Annotated in this window: 1 protein-coding gene; it reads right to left on the bottom strand. The window is 66.1% G+C overall.

Annotated elements, in window-relative coordinates; all coding sequences use genetic code 11:
- Nucleotides 1-89: 89 nt before the first annotated feature.
- The gene (locus L0G76_RS16145) at nucleotides 90-1,583 is read right to left on the bottom strand and encodes an amino acid permease (RefSeq protein WP_304358141.1); all 1,494 of its coding nucleotides are present in this window, start codon (nucleotides 1,581-1,583) and stop codon (nucleotides 90-92) included.
- Nucleotides 1,584-1,622: the final 39 nt, after the last annotated feature.

Below are 1,622 nucleotides of genomic sequence, written 5' to 3'. Positions count from 1 at the left end.
AACCTCGCGAAAGGGTGCTCAGCGACCGGAGGGTTGCTGGCTTCGTTGCGTCGAGGCTGCGCCGCGCCCCGCAGTGCGCAATGAGCGCCTCAGGCGTCGTGGCTGGCGCGGTAGTCCGTGGCGCTGAGTGCTCCGACGCGGGAGTGGCGGCGGCTGTACATCAGGTAGACGCCGAAGCCGACGAGCATCCACAGGCCGAAGACCACCCAGGTGGTTCCGCCGAGGTTGACCATGAGGAACGCGCACGCCAGGGACCCGAGGATCGGGATGGTCGGCCCGAAGGGCACCTTGAACGAACGCGGCAGGTCCGGACGTTTGAACCGCAGGTAGATGACGGCGACGTTGACGAGGCAGAAGGCGAAGAGGGTGCCGATGCTCGTCGCATTCGCGAGCTCGCCGAGTGGAATCAGCGCCGCGGTGATCGCCACGAGGACGCCCGTGACCAGGGTTCCCACCAGGGGAGTGCCCGTGCGCGGGGAGACGATGCCGAAGACCTTCGGAACCATGCCGTCACGGGACATGGTGAGCAGGATGCGGGACTGCCCGTAGAGGACTGTGATGACGACCGAGAGGATCGCGAGCACCGCGGAGACGGCGAAGATGAAGACCGCGAGGTTCGACTGCGTGAGCTCGTGAACGATCTGGACCAGGGGAGCCGTCGAAGTCTCGAACCACTGCCACTGCCGGGCACCGATCGCGGCGACCGCGACCAGGACATACATCGTGGTCACGATGACCATGGAGAGGATGATCGCCCGCGGCAGGTCCCGCTTCGGGTTCTTCGCCTCTTCACCGGCGGTCGAGGCCGCGTCGAAGCCGATATAGGAGAAGAACACGCTCGAGGCTGCGGCAGTGACTCCGGCGGCGCCCATGGGCAGCATCGGTGCGAAGTTGCCGGCTTTGAACGCGGTGAAGGCGACGATGGCGAAGAACACGAGGATGCCGAGCTTGACGAACACGATGACCGTGTTGACGACGGCGGACTCCTTGGCCCCGCGCATCAGCAGGACGGTGGCGAGGAGGACGACGATGAGTGCCGAGAGGTTGATGACTCCGCCGGGGCTCTCTGCAACCCCGGGGCCGGCCGTCAGTGATGGTGGCAGAGACAGGCCGAAGATCCGCAGCGTTTCGTTGACGTAGTCGGCGGCGCCGACGGCCACTGCGGCCACGGAGACCGCATACTCGAGGACGAGGCACCACCCGCAGACCCAGGCCATGCCTTCGCCGAGGGTCGCATAGGAGTACGAATAGCTTGATCCTGATACCGGGACCATGCCCGCCATCTCCGCATAGCTGACGGCGGAGAGCAGGGCGGTGATGCCGGCCAGGATGAATGCCAGCCAGATGGCGGGACCGGCGATCGGGACGGCCTCGCCGAGGATGACGAGGATGCCCGTGCCCAAGGTGGCGCCGACGCTGATCATCGTCAGCTGGAAGACGCCGAAGGTTCTGCGCAGACCGCCCGTGGACGCGTCCTGGGTGTCCTCGACCATGCTGGTGATCGACTTGCGACGGGCCAGCTGACTGATCAGCCGAGGTCGCTCGGTCGCGGTCGCGGAGAGGGAGTCGTCTCGAGCGGTCATGCGAATATTCTTGCACGTGCGCAGCCGAGGACCACATGC

It is taken from the genome of Brevibacterium picturae, assembly GCF_030453725.1.
Taxonomy (GTDB): Bacteria; Actinomycetota; Actinomycetes; order Actinomycetales; family Brevibacteriaceae; genus Brevibacterium; species Brevibacterium sandarakinum_A.
This window is presented reverse-complemented; position numbering and strand designations above follow the sequence as displayed.